11 protein-coding genes are annotated in these 17,248 nt (G+C 45.9%); 9 read left to right on the forward strand and 2 right to left on the reverse strand.

Translation table 11 applies throughout. The features are described from left to right. Positions 1-459: 459 nt before the first annotated feature. The 9 genes from B3N33_RS11465 to B3N33_RS11505 all read left to right on the forward strand — a co-directional run bounded on the left by B3N33_RS11465 (position 460) and on the right by B3N33_RS11505 (position 14,770). Positions 460-1,197 carry a FadR/GntR family transcriptional regulator gene (locus tag B3N33_RS11465; protein WP_181815882.1) on the forward strand — a complete coding sequence of 246 codons (738 nt, stop codon included), beginning with the start codon at positions 460-462 and terminating at the stop codon, positions 1,195-1,197. Beyond that, entirely contained in the window at positions 1,187-3,376 is a 2,190-nt protein-coding gene (locus tag B3N33_RS11470) for an MGH1-like glycoside hydrolase domain-containing protein (protein ID WP_292593420.1), read from the forward strand. Before B3N33_RS11465 ends, B3N33_RS11470 begins: the two co-directional genes overlap by 11 nt. A gap of 45 nt (positions 3,377-3,421) precedes the next feature. Further along, entirely contained in the window at positions 3,422-4,723 is a 1,302-nt protein-coding gene (locus B3N33_RS11475) for an ABC transporter substrate-binding protein (RefSeq protein ID WP_214059722.1), read from the forward strand. A gap of 55 nt (positions 4,724-4,778) precedes the next feature. Beyond that, positions 4,779-7,049 carry a carbohydrate ABC transporter permease gene (locus B3N33_RS11480; protein ID WP_214059723.1) on the forward strand — a complete coding sequence of 757 codons (2,271 nt, stop codon included), beginning with the start codon at positions 4,779-4,781 and terminating at the stop codon, positions 7,047-7,049. Between the two features lie 15 nt (positions 7,050-7,064). Further along, a complete protein-coding gene (locus B3N33_RS11485) occupies positions 7,065-7,901 on the forward strand; it encodes a carbohydrate ABC transporter permease (protein WP_102818726.1) in 837 nt (278 codons plus the stop codon). Positions 7,902-7,938: 37 nt separating this feature from the next. After that, positions 7,939-8,970: a glycoside hydrolase family 172 protein gene (locus tag B3N33_RS11490; protein WP_292593421.1), complete on the forward strand. Its 1,032-nt coding sequence runs from the start codon at positions 7,939-7,941 to the stop codon at positions 8,968-8,970. Continuing rightward, positions 8,951-12,052 carry an amylo-alpha-1,6-glucosidase gene (locus B3N33_RS11495; RefSeq protein WP_292593422.1) on the forward strand — a complete coding sequence of 1,034 codons (3,102 nt, stop codon included), beginning with the start codon at positions 8,951-8,953 and terminating at the stop codon, positions 12,050-12,052. Before B3N33_RS11490 ends, B3N33_RS11495 begins: the two co-directional genes overlap by 20 nt. Positions 12,053-12,411: 359 nt before the next feature. Beyond that, positions 12,412-13,545: a formylglycine-generating enzyme family protein gene (locus B3N33_RS11500; RefSeq protein ID WP_292593423.1), complete on the forward strand. Its 1,134-nt coding sequence runs from the start codon at positions 12,412-12,414 to the stop codon at positions 13,543-13,545. 106 nt (positions 13,546-13,651) lie between these two features. Continuing rightward, positions 13,652-14,770: a formylglycine-generating enzyme family protein gene (locus tag B3N33_RS11505; RefSeq protein ID WP_292593424.1), complete on the forward strand. Its 1,119-nt coding sequence runs from the start codon at positions 13,652-13,654 to the stop codon at positions 14,768-14,770. 286 nt (positions 14,771-15,056) lie between these two features. Here the strand turns inward: B3N33_RS11505 and pheA are convergent, their stop codons facing one another. Both pheA and B3N33_RS11515 read right to left on the reverse strand, forming a co-directional pair. Beyond that, positions 15,057-15,887 carry a prephenate dehydratase gene (gene pheA, locus B3N33_RS11510; RefSeq protein WP_292593425.1) on the reverse strand — a complete coding sequence of 277 codons (831 nt, stop codon included), beginning with the start codon at positions 15,885-15,887 and terminating at the stop codon, positions 15,057-15,059. Between the two features lie 416 nt (positions 15,888-16,303). Then, positions 16,304-17,062: a MerR family transcriptional regulator gene (locus B3N33_RS11515; RefSeq protein WP_349682168.1), complete on the reverse strand. Its 759-nt coding sequence runs from the start codon at positions 17,060-17,062 to the stop codon at positions 16,304-16,306. Positions 17,063-17,248 lie beyond the last annotated feature (186 nt).

Consider the following 17,248-nt stretch of genomic DNA (forward strand, 5'->3'; position numbering starts at 1 on the left):
AAAGGTATCGACCTCAAGCAAGAGATATTCTTCGGCTTGGACTATCATTGCAGTTCAATAATGTAAAGCTAATGAGTCTTCCGGTAATGATCCCTCTGTTCCTGAAATGCATCAATTGTACTGTTTTGTCTTTTATTTAGGAAGTAGGCGAACCATCTGATTTCGGTTCTGTTATTCGTCCGACCATAAGAGCTGGTCAACTGATTGCGATAAATTTCACCTTGTCTCTTCGCGAAAGTCTTTTCTTGCTCCAGAATACTCAAGACATAGTTGTTGACAACAACATTTTTCTCGGTAAAGATGGAATTCGTTTTCTTAGATAATCCCCTGCAGATAAACCTAACGAAACGCAGGCAGCTATAGTACATCTGAAGTATTCAATGGTTGAGGTAATAAAATATGATTAATAACTTGTCTGGTGAGTAGACAACAAATCAAGTTGAGGTAGGTCAATTGGCTATGAAAGCAAGAAGACGAACCGCGACAGATGTAGTAAACAAGCTCAAGAAAATGATAGTCCTCGAGGATCTAGAGAGACTTCCAGGGGAACTCGAACTTACTGAACGATTGGGCGTAAGTCGAACCGTTGTGCGTGAAGCACTCAGGGTTCTCGAATATGAAGGCATAACCAGAACCGTTCACGGAAGCGGAACTTTTGTTCTTAAGAGAACGAAGTTAAGAATTCAGTTCAATGTCAATTTTGAGATTGAGACAGACAGCGCAAGAGATATATTTGACTTGATAGAAGTCCGAAGCACTTTAGAGAAATCTGCGATAGCTCTCGCAATATCCAATTCAAGTCAGAGTGATATTGAAGAGTTTTCTCGCTGTATGGAAAAACTTCTAGAGGCTATAAGAGACAAGCATGACCTCGCAAATACAGACGCCGCCTTCCACAAGAAGATATTTGAGATCTCTCACAATCGATTCCTCAAGGAGGTTTTCGACGTGGTCTTTGATGGACTTGAGATCTTGTGGAAGTCGCCACTTGGATTGGATACTTTCGGAGATGCCGGACTGCCTCTTCATGAGGACCTCTATGAGGCAATAGCATCCAGAGATGTTAAGGGCGCACTGAGAGTCTACGATCAGATCATCGAGATTGACAAGAAGGACATAGTTGACCTAACTGGTTATGGTCGGGAACTGCTTCATAACTGCCAGGGAGTTGATAGGAGTGACTCATATGAAGATTGATGTACTGAAGATTCTTGAAAGAGATGACAAATGGTACTTAGGAGGGGGGAACAGGCTCCTATGGGCTCCTCCATTTCCGGTGTTTCTCGATAGTCCGGGAGCATGGGATTTTCTGAGTTACTTTGACATGAGAATTGATCCAGGTTATGCGATCAGCACAATGAAGAATGGAATCCCAATCGATTTCAAGTGCGTAGACAGGACATGGAACCCGGCGGTTCTTAAGAGCAGGTTTTCGGCTGAGAATATTGAGTTGATCGAAGAGAAAGCTTTGCTAGAAGAGGACTTTCTTCTCTCAAAAGTAACGCTCAAGAACATGGGCGAGGAACCGATCGAGTTGGATGTTGTGGTTTGGACAGCCCAGCAGTGCTCTGAGAGTGATCTAGAGACAGATATAACGCATGCAGAACCTGCGAAAAACGGAATTCTCTTCGGAAAGAAACTCATCAAACCAAACAGAAGACCAATCGAGTCAGAGGTGATGTTAGCACTTGAAGCCATGGAGAACTACAACATTACCTTTTCAGAGAGAACGGCCAACATCCCGAATTTCAGATTGACTCCATTCTACGAGAAACTTAGCAAGAAAGGGCTCTTGGCCGGAATCGTCAATAATGGCATTAACAGAAACGGACTACTCTACATGGGCGTTCACAGAAGAATCACTATCGATCCGATGGACGAGTCTGTATTTGTCTGTGGTCTTGGTGCCGCGCAAAGTGGAGAAGAGGTTATTGAGAGAGGAGAAAGGCTGCTCAGTATAGATCCTGTTAAAAAGAGCACGGAAACCTGGGAACGGTATTTTGCATCGTTGCCTCAGTTTCGCGTTAGTGATCCATTCATGCAGACATATTACTACTACAGGTGGTATGGACTAAAACTGTTCACAAGCGAGGTTAGCGAGTCATTTATGAAGCATCCGGCAATTGCCGAAGGCCTCGACTACTTCAGAGCACTGATCACTTACAGCGCACAATGCCATATCCTGGAAACTCGCTGGTCCAACAGTCCGAGTATTGGTCAAGGGAGTCTGCTGAACTTCTTGGAGAATCAGAAAGAAGATGGGGCGTTCGTAGGTCATATCTATGTTAACCAGATTCAGGAGAACGGTTTCTACCACGCCGACTGGGGGAGGGCGATTCGGGATCTACATAGTGTTCACCCAGATATTGATTTCATAAGCAGGATTTATGAACCACTAAAGAAGTATCTAGCCTACTTCGATTCATCTAGAGATCAGGAGAACTCCGGACTCTATGATGTAGTCGATCAGTTCGAGACAGGACAGGAGTTTATGAGCAGATACACTGCCGTTGATCCAATGTCTGATAGGTACGGCTGGACAAATAATATAAGGCTTAAAGGCGTAGATGCAACAGTCTATGTATACAACCTCAAGAAAGCGCTCTCCTGGATGGCGGGAATTCTCGGTCTTGATGAAGAAAGCAGCCGTTTCAAATTGAGCGCCGAGAAGACGAAGAAGGCCGTTCTTGAAACAATGTGGGATCCGGATTACGAAATCTTCTCAGATGTCAATCCAGCCAATTTCAAGAGAACGGGAGTGAAGGCAGCAGTATGCTTCTATCCCTATCTAACGGATATCGTAGATGAGTCTCACATTCCAGGTCTCAAGAAGCATCTGCTCAATCCAGCAGAGTTCTGGACCGAGTTCCCAGTACCAGCAACAAGTCTAGATGATCACTCCTTCAGTCAATGGGCCGAATGGAAAGGCAAAAGACACAACTGCCCCTGGAACGGAAGAGTATGGCCAATGACAAACAGCCATATCGTAGACGTTCTAGGAATATGTGCAAGAAGATTCAAAGACCCACTCCTTCGCGAAAAGACTGTTGAGATTATCGAGAAGTTCATCAAAATGATGTTCTTTGACGGTGATCCAAGAAGACCGAATTGCTTTGAACACTATAACCCTTTCAACGGAAGGCCGAGTATCTACAGAGGTGTCGATGATTACCAGCATTCATGGATAATCGATCTTCTGATCAGATACGTTGTAGGCATTGATATTTCTGAGAATGGAATCGAATTTGATCCATTTCCCTTCGACCTTGATTTCGAGATCGATAATCTGGAGGTTGCAGGAAGGCAAGTTAGAGTTGTTTCGAATAATGGCGCGGTTGAAGTTCAGCTTGGCGGGAAAACAACTGTAATCAATTAATCACCCGCATTCTAGCGGACAGGTAATCAAAATGGAGGTGGGAGTATGCAAAAGGCAAGATATCTGAAGGGTTCTCTTGTGATTGCTCTGATTTTGCTTTCTTCACTTGTACTGGGAGCAACCAAGCTCAGAGTCACGACCTGGGCAGGCGCTGAAGAAGCAGCTCTTGACGAAACAATCATTGCCGAATTCATGAGGCTGAATCCGGAGTATGAGGTAGTCTACGAACCGGTTCCAGGCGACTATTACCAGAAAATCCTGACCGACATCGGAGCGGGAACTCCACCCGATGTCATTCTGCTTGATGCCGAGATGATTCCTGCATTTGTCGAAGGCAACTACTTGACAGACATCAATCCTTTCATCAGCAGGCTGAGCAGAGAAGGTGCAAGCGGCACCAACTTGGACGAGTATTTCCCAGTACTTGTCGACATCTTCAGATCGGGTAGGAGTCTGTACGCCCTTCCAAAGGACACGAGCCCAATTGGTATATTCTACAACAAGAAGGTCTTTGATGAACTTGGCGTGCCTTATCCTCCTCAAGATGGCTGGACAATGGAAGAATTTGCAGAGACCGCTCGTCTCTTGAGCAAGGACACTACTGGTGATGGAAAGAACGACGTTTGGGGCTTTGCTTTCCCGTCATGGGTCGGTGTTGTTGTACCACTCCTTTGGGCAGGCGGCGGAGAGGTCTTCAGCCCGGACTTCACTCAGACATCTGGTTATCTCAACAGCGATCTGAACGTGAATAATTACGGCTTCTTCATCGACCTCCTCTCAAAGGGATATGCACCTTCTCCTCAAGAGGCTAGCTCTTTGGGCGGAACTTCTGCACTCTTCTATACAGGGAAAGTGGGGATGGTAATCACAGGTAGATGGTTCAACGTGTCAATCAGAGGTCAGATTGCGAAGGGGGCTGACCTGGTTGTTGGAGCTGCACCAATACCTTACGCAAGTCCTGAAAGCAGAGCAACTGTAACCTACGCTTCCGGTTGGGCGGTCCCTGTCAACGCTCCCGACAAAGCAGGCGCGACAAAGCTTGCTGCATTTCTCTCAAGCGAATTTGCTCAAACCAAACGTTGTTTAGAAGGCGGACTAGCAATATCTGCAATAAAGGACATCGCAGAGCTACAGGCAGCTCAGGACGAACTCGACGCAGCTTTCATCAAGATGCTTGATTTTGCAAGAGTCCCGGTTGGTTCTCAGACGAAATACTATAGACCGCAGTTCGAAGACACATGGGCAGAGGCATTTGACAGGATTAACGTAGGTGGAGAGACCGTCAAGCAGGCAATGGATTGGGCTGCAGCAACAATGGACACGTATATCGAAAAGGGTGAAAACTGATTTCTTCATCTGAGGGGCAGTCTGCACTGCCCCTCGTTTTCCGGGAGGGATGGCTTTGAGGCACTACAAGATCATTGTCGGGTTACTGGTGTTTGTTGGCCTTCTGATGATATCGGCATTTGCCATTTTGGGTTTCTATGCCAGAAATGGCCTCAATGACTTCTTGGTTGAGAGTGAGGCTTCTTTGCTAAGAAGCTTCAAACTCAACTACCAAAACCTGACGGCCTACATCGACCTGGAGATGGATCCTTTGATTGAGAGGCCAGAATTAGTCACTGCCGTACTCGAGAGTTTTTCAGATGACGTTGTCTTTGCTGGCTTGTTCGATTACTCAGGCAACCTGATTGATGACTTTGGTTATTTTGCGCCGGATAGTCTATCTTCCTCTCTGTTTTTCGAAAATCTCACCTTTTCGATTGGATATCCGAAGACTGAGCTCGTCGTTTATGGTGATGAAACATACATTCAGACTGGGATACGCCTACTTGACGACAATATCCTTCTGGTTGTTCTCGACAGATTTGACGATCTTCTCGACAAAGCAAGTGAAACGTATGAAAGAGATTTCGTCGTTTACTTCGGTGACGAAAATGATTTTGCTGTTCCCAGAGATTCGCCCAGAATAGAAGACGACTTGATTCGTAGTCTCTTCAGAAAAACGATAAACAGCCAAAGACCAGAATCTGCGGAGATCTCATTTGAAGGAAGCAAAGCGTTGATAAACGCAATTGCGATCTATGATTCCGACAACTGGGATGTAATTGGATTCTTCTCAACTCTCACAACCGATGCGGATTGGGCAGACAAATACACCTCTTTGTCGCTTTTTCTGTGGATCTCTGCTCTTGCTTCATTCGCTTTTGCCGTTCTCGTCTTGCTCTCATTCTACAAGAAGGCAGCATCCCACGCCGCTCTGAATAAGCGTACTCGTATGATATTTGGGCTGACAGCATATCTGCCTGCGATCGTACTGATCGCTTCATTCGCCTTCTTTGTCTTTGGTGAAGCTCTTGGAGGGATTAGCGAAGGCGTTGGGTTGAAGAGAGCAAACGCCTGGTTCAATGATGCTGATCATTTAGTATTGAAGGGGGACCAAGGATTCTTCGTTGATTTCGTTGACACATCGAGACGAAGTACGGGAGCGAACTTCATTGTCCAGCACGAAGGCGAAGTGGTCGCCTCTAATCTGACTGCCAGAAGAATCTCGAATCTCGAGACAGTCACATCTTCTCAAGTAAATGGAATAGAAACCGGTTCTGCAAAAGTCAATGATGTGATTCACACATATGCAAGCCGGAGTATTGGCGGATACGATTTCACTGTGTTGTTCGAGGAGACTCTTAGAGAAAACTCTATCTTGTCTATTCAATTCTTCTCCATAGGAGCAATTCTAGTACTTTTGGTAATGGTAATAGTAAGCGTCTTTATAGTGACAAACATTGAGTCTCACAAACTGATAAGACGAACTTTCATAGGTTATGGTTTTCTACTGCCGGCTCTTGTCCACCTTGTCTGGTGGGCGGTCGGTCCTATGGGTTTTGCGCTGTTCCTCGCGTTCAGAAGATGGAGTATCGTTGATGCAGCTAAGCCGTTTGTTGGACTCGAGAACTTCATTGAGCTCTTCGGAGATCTGAAGTTCTGGAATGCAATGAAGAATACGGCAGTTTATTCAATTTACGTTCCAATAGGGATGTTCATTTCTCTCCTCCTGGCAATTGCCGTAAACAAGCTGGGGAAGCTATCTATTGTCTTGAGAGTTCTCTACTATCTTCCCGTTGTAACTGCAGGGGTCGCAACTACAATCGTGTGGCGCTGGATTTTCAATCGAGACTTCGGGGTCCTGAATTTCATTCTTGGCCTTGTCGGAATAAAGCCAATAGCCTGGCTTGAATCACCTCAGTTCGCACTGATATCAATGATGATAATCGGTATTTGGTCTGCTATTGGCAGTCAACTACTCATATTCCTGGCTGGGCTCCAGGGCATTCCAAAGGACTTCTATGACGCGGCTGCAGTTGATGGAGCGAGCAAACCAAGAATTTTTTGGAAGATAACGCTCCCACTGCTCAAACCGACGAGTCTCTTCGTTCTTGTCACCAGCGTCATTGGGTCATTCCAGGTCTTCACTCCAATTTATGTCTTGACCCAGGGAGGACCTCTTAGGTCAACAGATGTCGTCTTCTATCATATCTGGCAGTCTGCCTGGGTGGATATGAGAATGGGGTACGCCGCAGCACAATCCTGGATCTTGTTCCTGTTGCTGGCCGCACTGACTCTGGTGGAGTTCAAGCTCTTTGGCAAAGAGAGCTGGCAGGCTTACTTCTAGAGAGGAGATGATGAGATGAATAACAGATTCTTCTCGATTTTCGTCAAAGTAGTAATTATGGCTTTGCTAATTCTTCTCGGACTATCCACACTACTTCCTTATATTCTCATGATCTCTTTCTCATTCATGGCAGAGTTTGAAATGTACAGACTTCCACCAAAGCTGATCCCGGATGTTCTTCGTTGGGAGAACTACGTGGAAATGTGGCAATCGCAACCATGGGGAAGATATATCTTCAACACTTTATTCATAACAATTGCAGTGCTTATTGGCCAGATAATCCTGGTAGCGATGGGCGGTTACGCTCTCTCTCGCTTACACTTCCCGGGTCGAGATTTCATGTTTAAACTATTCATTACTTTCATGCTTCTCCCTGGAGTTGTTACTCTCATTCCGGGATTCATCATCCTGCACTCGATGAACTGGGTTGATACCTATTGGGCGATGATAGTTCCAGCGCTTGGAAATATCTGGGGAATGTTCCTCATGAGACAGTATATGCTTAGCCTTCCAAGCAGCATAGAAGATGCCGCGAGAATAGATGGAGCGTCTTCCTGGCAGATATTCTGGAAAGTAATCATGCCTCTTTGCAAACCGGTGATTGCAACAGTTGGGACCTTCACTTTTCTTTCACAGTGGAGATCTTTCTTCTGGCCATTGATAGTTACGAGAAGCAAAGAGATGCGAGTTATTGAAGTCGGCGTAGCGATGTTCTCCTCTCAATACGTAACAAACTACCCTGCACAGATGGCCGCTGCAGCTCTTTCGTCTATTCCGATGATATTGGTCTATATTTTCGCCCAGAAATGGATCGTTCAGGGAATAAGACTTACATCGGGCTACGACAAGTAGCCAGTCGCTGGCAGAATAGAAGAAAGGGGTGATCAACTTGTCATTCTTTGGTGACATATGTGAGATCAAAAACGAATGCTCACGATCGATTTCTGCGGAGAATCCCGACGGAAGTGTTTCCGGAGGAGCTCTTGAACGTCCTGAAGGGAAGGGGTCTGCAAGAAAGCTTGGACAGGGGTGGAAAGTCAGACCTTGTATCGAGCTTCCAGCAACGGGAAGAGTCGAACTGGCAAGAATTGAGGGACCCGGTACTATAAGGCACATCTGGATAACCGTTGACAGTAACGCATACAGAAGCTGCCTGATAAGGTTCTACTGGGATGGGGAACAATCTCCTTCAGTTGAAGCTCCGCTAGGAGACTTTTTTGGTTGCACTCACGGATTGAGATACAATATTAACTCGCTTCCTGTGGCGGTAAATCCATCGGGCGGATTCAACTGCTACTGGCCGATGCCTTTCGAAAACTGCGCGAGAATTGAAGTCGAGAACCTCTCTCCAAAGCCTTTTCAAAACTTCTTCTATCAGATTGACTACTCACTGGGGAGTATACCTGAATCAGCCGCATACTTCCATGCAGAATGGAGAAGATCGATGACCACTCGAGAGTGTCCGGAACACGTAATCCTGGACTGTGTTAGCGGCATCGGTCATTATGTGGGCACGGTTGCCTCCTGGACTCAGTTCTCAAATGGCTGGTGGGGAGAGGGAGAAGTCAAGTTCTTCATTGACGGTGAAGAAGACCCAAGTATCTGTACAACGGGAACCGAAGATTACTTTGGAGGTGCATGGTGTTTTGGTGAGTCCTTCTCCGCTCCTTTCTGCGGTTACCCCCTATGGAAAAGAGATGAGGGACAGGTTCCCAGGCACGGCCTCTATCGCTGGCATATTCCTGATCCCATACGGTTCAGCAACTCAATCAAAGTAACAGTGCAAGCGCTTGGCTGGTATCCCGACGGGACATTCCAGCCCTTGACGGACGATATTGCCACAGTAGCTTACTGGTATCAAAGGGAGCCTCACTTGGACTTTTCAAAGAGATATTCTCAGGATGAACTGTGGTCGAGGTAAGAAACTGCAGATGATCTGTGTCATTGAAGAGAAAGGGAACCACCTCGCTGAGATTATTCAGAAAGCTGGATACCAAACCAGTGCGAGAGTTGATTGCGATAAGAATGAACTGACAATACTGAACAACATCGTACCGGATCTGAAATCTCTATCGCCCTCAATAGGCACCAAACCCATAATTCTGATAGGAAAGGCCGTCAGAATTATTGAAACGATTGGGGTAGAGGATGCCGGCACTATTGAAGAGCGAAGAGTGTTTATGGACAGCTCCCCGTGGGACAAAAGGGGATTTCAATGCTATAAGAACCACCCTCTATTTGAAGGATTGTTTGGAGGCTTCTACAGTACCCATCTCAACGGCCTTGAAAAGATACCGAATGTCTTCTACTATCTTGGCAGTAGAGCAAAGGTAGTGGCCGTTGAGAAAAGATATATAAGCTATATTAGGGAGAGAAAACTGATTTGGCTTCATGATATTGGAGGCTTTCCAGTTCTCTCTATAGGAGGCTATTTTTCATTTGAGGAACCCGATAATCCGTATAATGCCGAAGCACGAAGGTTCATCGAGAACAGCATCCTCTGGATGCTTTCTCCTAACAGACAAGGCAAATACTGGATAGAATCGGACTCGGTATTTGTTCAGACTTCAGAGACTTCAGATCAAAGACTTCCATCAGTCTTGTCAGTGACTAACTGGCCAGTTCCGTCTATCGAAATCGAAAACGCAAGAGGTTACATCAATTCCACAGGCCGACGTATTCTTGCAAATCTCTCTGTCCATAGAATTGAAGAAGTGTGGGTGCATCCCTTCCGAATCTTTAGATCCATGGAGTTCTCTATAGATGGAGAACACTTGTCAGAAGCGCTCAATAGGGTTCTCTACACACCCGAAAGAGTCGTATATAAGCTTTGCCGCGGAGAGATAACCGTCTTCTGTAGTCTAGAGAACCCCTATCTGTTCTTGCAGTTCGATTTCTACGACTACATAGAACACAGCATTGATATTCGTATCGAATCTGATCTCAGGATAATGTGGCCAATGGATGATGCTTTCAACGGAGAAAAACGGTTCACCAAACTTGATAACGGGTTCATTCTTAAGACCGAGGACGGCCAGATCAAGAGCCTGTTCATCTTCTCGAGTCCATCATCACTATCTCTGGATAGGATTGACAAAGAGATCTCAGTGACGATTGGTAGCAAAGTGACAGGAACGGCCGTGCTCTCGGTGATCTCATGTATCGAAGACGAAGAGCTCCCGAAGCAAATCGATATGCAAGATGAGATACTCAAGGCCAACGAATTCTACCTGAAGTACCTCGAGAAGGGGCGGATCATAACAGATGACTCAAGACTCAATGAGGCTCTTGACATGGCAAGAATAGGAGCAATCAAGTTCAGAGTGACCGTACCGAATCTTGGAACAGGCATTGTAGCAGGATATGCTTCAAGTAGACCGGGCTGGTTCAGTGCGAGGCCCGGCTACGCCTGGTACTTCGGCCGAGACAGCCTCTGGTGCTCACTGGCATTTCTCGACATTGGGGACTTCACCACCGTCAAAGAGAACCTAGAACTTCTAATGAAATTCCAGAGAATCGATGGAAAGATCTATCATGAACTCACTACCAGCAACGTTGTTCACTATGACGCCGCCGACTCCACTCCCCTCTATCTTTACGCGATGTATAGGTACTGCATGCAGAGCGGCGACATAGAATTTGCAAGGAAAAACTGGGGCAGAATAGAGAAAGCTCTAGACTACTGCTCAGAAACCGATTCAGATGGTGACGGTCTTATTGAAAACACTATTGCTGGCCACGGCTGGGTCGAAGGGGGAAAACTGTACGGCGCAAAGGCCTCATTCTATTTGAACTGCATATGGATTGCAGCTCTCAGGGGCATAGGAACGCTTTCCAGTCATCTTGGAGAGGAAAAGGTTAAGTCTCAGTTGTCAGATCTACAAGAACGATGCTTGATTGGCCTCGAAAAACTATACGATCCTGAGACGGGTTTTGCTCTAGGAATAGATGAAGCGGGAAAGCAAATGAAATTCAGAACGATTATGTCTTCAATGGGTTTGATCTTCAACTGTGTGCCTCACGAAAGAATCTCCGCCCAGATCGAAGATCTGGCTTGTGATGACTTTTCCACTGACTGGGGGGTAAGAATAATTGGGAAGAGCTCAGGGATATTCAATCCCGAAGGCTATCATGAGGGAAGCGTCTGGCCTCTATTTACCGGTTGGGCTGCTTTGGCTCAGTTCAGACTTGGGGCGGATCTTGACGCTCACAATCACATGCTTGCCAATCTATACACAAATAAGGACTTCTCATCAGGGTATATCCCGGAAGTTCTACACGGAAATACCTACTCACTGTCCGGGATATGTCCTCATCAGGCGTGGTCTGAAACGATGGGATTTCAACCCTTCTACGAAGGTGTGCTTGGCTTCGCTCCGAACATGATCGAGGGTATCATTGACTTTCAGCCCTCAATACCGTTGAACCTCAGGAGAGTGGAAGCTCCCTGTCTAGCGTTGGGGAGCAACTGTCTGGCGTTGTCATATGAATGTACGACACTGATTAGTGACTGGATAGAAGTGACACAGCACTTTAGAATACATATGGAGAAGGAAATCCCTGTACGTTTCACACCGTGGATACCCAAACAATCAAGTGATGTTGGGATTTCTGTCAACAACGAACCCCTTCACGTAAGAACCCTCGACGGAATCACATCAAAGAGAGTTGAACTTGACACAAGTATATCGGGAAAGAAGCTGGACATTTCGATTACTTATACAGCTCCGTTCTTGGTCCTTCCAATCGAACCACAGCTCGCCAAAGGCAAGAAGAGTTCACAACCAAGGATAATAGCAATTAGGAGAATATCGGAATCTGACTACTGGCAGCTGATTGTTAGATCGCCGGGAAAGATTACTTCCATTCCTATTATGGCATCCAGGAAAATCGAAGCCGAGAACGCCGATATTGTGGGCAACGAACTCATCGTGAAGGGTAATAAGAGCAATTCATACAAAACGGTGACTGTTCTTCTTAAGGCTCATTCACGAAATGCTTAGACAGTATCGCGAAAAGGCGACAACTGTAGATTCACCTCTGCTGAGAAAGAGAAGTCTGATAGTATGTAGTTGTGGCGTCGACGAGAAATCGACTATTTGTTGAAGTCTGCAGTATTTTCACTTCATTGAATTCCCCACTAGATTCTCTTTTGGCGCATAGCCAGATGCAATTTGTTTGATCATTGGTTCTGAGATCTACCCGACAAGACGTTCTCGAATAGATGAACTCACTTATTTGGCGTTGTTGTGCTCAGCATTTGGCCTGTGAAGTGAAGAGGGGCACTTCATGAGTTGGCACCTGCCTCCTTCTGCAATTTCGGCCTATCTCAGCACCAGCGCTTCATGGAGGTGGAAACACAATGAAACTCAAACTGTTTTTCTTTGCCCTTTTCCTATCAATTGTACTGTTCTTGACGCCCTCATGCATATTCAGGAGTAATCAACCACCTTTGATCGAGAAAGAATCCTCCGGACCTTCTGGCGACACTCTTGATGTCTGCAATACATTTGAGTGGATCGGTTATGACGACGATGGCTACGTCTCTTTGTATCAGTATAGGACAGACAGCGGAGAATGGGTTGATCACGGTACAAAGACCAGTTATACCTGGTGCGGTTATAAAGAAGGAGATCATACTTTTGAGGTCAGGGTGAAAGATGACAAAGGACTCGCTTCTGAACCGATAATCTGGACTTTCACTTTCCTCTTATTTGAACCCTATTTGGGAGACTTCGACTTTGTGAGCGGGGGTTCTTTCACCATGGGAGACACCTGGGGCGACGGCTTAAATATTGAGAAACCAACCCATCCGGCTGAACTCGCCTACGATTTCTTTGTGGGGAAGTACCCAGTCACTTTCAACGAGTACAACGAGTTCTGTGTAGATAAGGGAGCCGTAATTCCCTCCGATGAAGGCTGGGGAATGGGCAGCAGGCGCGTAATCAATGTGCCATGGTGGATGGCAATAGAATACTGCAACTGGTTGAGTGAAAAGGATGGCCTGCCTCCTGCCTACATAACTCGTTGCGAAGTCAACGAAGGTCAGTTGCTCGATTCAGAGGGAAAGGTAACGACGGACATTACAGAAGTACTGGGATACAGATTGTTGACGGAAGCCGAATGGGAATATGCCTCACGAGGAGGAAAACATGATTCCGAATACAAGTGGTCTGGAAGCGACAACCCTTCACTGGTAGCCTGGTACGATTACAACTCCAACGAGAAGACCCAATCGGTTGGCCAGCTGGAACCAAACGCTCTTGGTATTTATGACATGAGCGGTAACGTACTCGAGTGGTGCACAGACTTCTACTCTGAATATACCGCTTCTCAAAAAACAAATCCGTACGTTTCCAGCGGAACTCACCGGATTTGTCGAGGCGGTTGCTGGGCCTTTCCCGAAGAAAATATCCGTGTATCTTATAGGTTTGCTGCCCTTCCCACGGATTTCGCAAGCTTAGCCGGGTTCAGAATCGGTAGAATCGCTCAGTAGCGATACTTCTGAACTCGCATTAGAAGATGATAGAGTAAGGAGAAACAATATGATGAGTATAATATGTTCTCAATCGATTACCGAAAGAAAAGGGGGTTAAGAAGAAATGAAGAGACTCTTGATACTACTGCTGATAGTTGTGTTTGCAGTGATGCTTGCAGGGTGTAAGAAGCCCAGGGAAAACCAGCCGCCAGTTCTCCAGAAGATCGGTGGGTCTGAAGGAGTAATAGATTGTTCAGCGAACGTTCTCGAGTGGAGTGCATCGGATCCAGACGGCACGATTGCGAAGTACTACGTCATGGTCGATGAAGCAGGTTGGAATGACTATGGACTTGAAACAGAATACGTCTGGAATGATTACGGAACAGGGGTTCATTCATTTGAGGTGAAGGCCGAAGACAACGAAGGTACATTCTCAAATATCATCTCCTGGAATTTCGTTGCCATTGAAGAGATGATATTAGTTGAAGGCGGAAAGTTCACAATGGGGGACAACTGGGGAGACGGATACGAGAATGAATTACCTCTGCACGAAGTAACTATAGATTACGACTACTTCATCGGAAAGTATGAGGTCACCTTTGATGAGTTCGATGCTTTCTGTGATGATATGGACATAACTAAACCTAAAGATTTCTCCTGGGGAAGGCAAAGGAGACCAGTTATTTCCGTTTCCTGGTATGAGGTAACTGAATACTGCAACTGGTTGAGCGACAAAGCCGGACTGGCAAGAGCGTATGACGAATTCGGTAATCTACTTGACCAAGCGGGGGGCATTACAGATGACCCGTCTGAGGTAATTGGATTCCGCTTGCCCACGGAAGCTGAGTGGGAATTCGCCGCAAGAGGCGGAGATTCAGAGTCATTGTTTAAGTACTCAGGAAGCAATGATCCGGATGAAGTCGCATGGTACCGAGAGAATGCTCACAATGACATTGTAGATAGTATCTCAACATGGCCCGTCGGAGAGAAGGAGCCCAACGGGTTGGGAATACACGACATGAGTGGCAATGTGTTCGAATGGTGTACTGAACCCTTCCAGGAATACACTGCTGACTCAACTACAAATCCCTACGTCCCAATAGATGGCAGCACGGACTTCATGATTAGAGGAGGCAGCTACTTCAATATCGCAAGACTTCTAAGGGTTCCTTATCGAGAGGAAGTAAGTGGGGAAATTGGAATATATGTTGTTGGTTTCAGGATCGTAAGAACCGACAAGTGACAAAGAAACCCTCTGCGATCTATTCTCAACACAAGGCATCCGAATTACAAATCAGCCAAAGGCGCTCGCTTACCATGAGATTTAGAAATGGTCGGTAGCTATAATTTCCAGCTTCATGAGCATACTCTTGAAGAAGATAGAATTATTGTGAAACAACATTGGGTCTTTAGTCTCAACAGAAGTCGGGAAGGCTTCAGGGGAAATTCATGACTCTTATTTCTTATTGGTTATTTCTCAAGAACGTCAGCTTCTTGACCTGGGGGACTTGGAACATCAGTTGATGAATTCACATCTCGTGGTTGGCAGAGCGATATGAACCCACGAACTTGAAGTAGCTGCAACGGTCACTGATTGCCTTGATTCCCTCTTTCACTTGTTTGTCAGCTACCGTTCCTTCAAAATCTACAAAGAATATATAGTGCCACATCTCTCTCTTGAAAGGCCTTGATTCGATTTTCGTCAGATTCAGATTGCGATCTGACAACTCTCGGAGGACACTGAACAAGGCACCTGGCTTATGTTCCGTCGTGAATACAATAGATGTCTTGCATTTTCCAATACATGGCACGGACTTTCTACCCATTAAGAAGAATCTGGTTGTATTTGTATCGAGATCTTCGAAATTCCTCCTTAAGATATCAAGCCCATAAGTTTTGGCCGCGAGTTCGCTGGCAATTGCAGCTGTCGACTCCATCTCGCAAACCGCCAGGTCCTTCGCTGCGCCGGCAGTGTCATAGTATTCTCTCGCCATAAGGCCCTCTTTTTCCAGGTGTTCCGAGCACTGTGCCAACGCCTGATGGTGAGAAATCACGTATTTTATGTCACAAATCGTTTTACCCTTTGGAGCCATAAGGCAATGCTCAATTCGAAGCATAACCTCTGCCTGGACAAGAAGATCACTAGCCACCAAAGCATCGTAGGCAGGAATCACTGTACCGGCCAGCGAGTTTTCCACGGGGAGAATTGCGTAGTCTGCTTTTTCATCCTGAACAAGATTCAGCATCTCCTGGAACGATCTACACGGAATAGTGACAGGGGATTCTCTTAGAAGCTTTCTTATAGCCTGTTCTGAATAAGCACCGTGTTCACCTTGAAAGGTAACAACTTTCCCGTTCAAACAATCTCCCCCACCCTTTAAGAAACTGGTTTCATCGATAGCGGTCAGTCCTTTCGTCAGATCTTATCTCGACTCTGGCCCTAATAATGTGCCGCTTACAAGAGACAACCGTATAATTAGCTATTCATCTGAATTATAGCTTACCACAATGATGCCGATAACGACCGTTCCGAAAATCAGGGTCTTTCACGACAGATCAGGAAGTGCCAATTCAGTTGACCTGAGTCTTGGAGAGAATATCTGCAACTCAATGCGTCTAAACGCGAAAATGAGCACAAGAAATAACTCTGGACTATTTGGAAAAAACTGCGAGTCCCAATTTCAGGACCTGTTCTAGGAAATCGTGCGATGCCTGTTAGGAACCTGAGGATACTCCAATAGTCTTCGGCCTAAAAATCATCTAGTCTGAGTTTCTATTACTCTAGACCGCTTTCAAGGCGCCGATCGGCGAATCTCTGCATTGCCCTGGAAAGAAACTCTGAAAGGCCCTCACCGAGCTTATCTATGTTCACTTTGAACCGCTCATCTATCACGTACATCTGTCCCAACGCGGCAAACGACTCAATGGTGTAGTAATGTCCAAAGCTTTCGTTGAACGTATTATACATCTTCTCGATTGCTTCCTGGGCGCGGGCTAAATCGGGAACTTCGTCCCTAATCTCCGCTAGCCCTCTAAATAGCTCATCTAGTGTCTTCTCCATGTCATTCCTCTCCCGATCGCTCTTCGATGCGATAAAATCGTTGCTTTTTTCGACTGTCTCGTCACCAGAAAGTTGTCTAGCTTCTTCTTCATATGGGTTGTAAGAGAAATCAAATCCTTTGAACTTCTCTCTTTGACTCATCGAATCTTCCCCTCTCATAGTTTTGAGCGTCCTTTCAAGAGTGTTGAGCAAAGCTTCAATTCTCTCTTTCTCAAGAATCAAGTTCTTCTTCTGAAGTTCTAAGGCCTTCTCTCTATCGAACCTTGGATTGCTTAGAAGCTTCTCGATCCTCTCCAGAGAAAAGCTACACTGTTTGAAAAAGAGAATCTGCTGAAGTTTATCTAGATCTCCTTCGGAATACTCCCTGTATCCATTTGCCAAATTGCGCTTGGGACTTAGAAGTCCTATCTTGTCATAGTGCTGAAGCGCCCGAACGGAGAGACGGGTGAGCTCTGCAACACCCTTCACATTGATGTGATCCTTCCAACATTCATCAAATATTATTACGATGCGTTACAGTCAAGGGCGCATCTTCTGATCAGTGTAGAACGATGTAAGCTCAGCCAGAGCGAATGCTTCCCCTATCTCATTCGAGTCAAACCACACAGTTATGGACATCACTTGTATCACTTTCAGGGGGTAAAGCCAAAGCAATTAACA

Origin of the sequence: Mesotoga sp. UBA5825, assembly GCF_002432955.1 — a bacterium.
Lineage (GTDB): Bacteria > Thermotogota > Thermotogae > Petrotogales > Kosmotogaceae > Mesotoga.

Coding starts and splice junctions, on each gene's coding strand:
- B3N33_RS11465 (WP_181815882.1), top strand. CDS start 460: ATGAAAGCAAGAAGACGAACCGCGACAGATGTAGTAAACAAGCTCAAG.
- B3N33_RS11470 (WP_292593420.1), top strand. CDS start 1,187: ATGAAGATTGATGTACTGAAGATTCTTGAAAGAGATGACAAATGGTAC.
- B3N33_RS11475 (WP_214059722.1), top strand. CDS start 3,422: ATGCAAAAGGCAAGATATCTGAAGGGTTCTCTTGTGATTGCTCTGATT.
- B3N33_RS11485 (WP_102818726.1), top strand. CDS start 7,065: ATGAATAACAGATTCTTCTCGATTTTCGTCAAAGTAGTAATTATGGCT.
- B3N33_RS11495 (WP_292593422.1), top strand. CDS start 8,951: ATGAACTGTGGTCGAGGTAAGAAACTGCAGATGATCTGTGTCATTGAA.
- B3N33_RS11500 (WP_292593423.1), top strand. CDS start 12,412: ATGAAACTCAAACTGTTTTTCTTTGCCCTTTTCCTATCAATTGTACTG.
- B3N33_RS11505 (WP_292593424.1), top strand. CDS start 13,652: ATGAAGAGACTCTTGATACTACTGCTGATAGTTGTGTTTGCAGTGATG.